Source organism: Janthinobacterium foliorum (genome assembly GCF_978021625.1).
Genome location: NZ_CDXDQE010000094.1, coordinates 1 through 306, shown reverse-complemented (window position 1 = coordinate 306; position 306 = coordinate 1). Strand labels below are relative to the sequence as shown.

At 65.7% G+C, this 306-nt stretch carries 1 protein-coding gene; it reads left to right on the top strand.

The window, feature by feature from the left end; genetic code table 11:
* A partial coding sequence (locus ACZ92H_RS29655; protein WP_465051999.1) for an alcohol dehydrogenase catalytic domain-containing protein occupies positions 1–306 on the top strand: 306 nt, incomplete at both ends.

The following is a 306-nucleotide window of genomic DNA, read 5'->3' as shown; positions in this document are numbered from 1 at the left end:
AAGAAGTCGACCTGGCCGGCCCGCGCGCCGGCGAAGTGCTGGTCGAGCTGAAAGCCACGGGCATTTGCCACACGGATTACTACACCTTGTCGGGCGCCGACCCGGAAGGCCTGTTCCCCGCCATCCTTGGCCATGAAGGCGCCGGCGTCGTCGTCGACGTGGGCCCGGGCGTGACGACGCTGAAAAAGGATGACCACGTCATCCCCCTGTACACGCCGGAATGCCGGCAATGCAAGTTCTGCCTGTCGCAAAAGACGAATCTGTGCCAGGCCATCCGCTCGACCCAGGGCCGCGGCCTGATGCCGG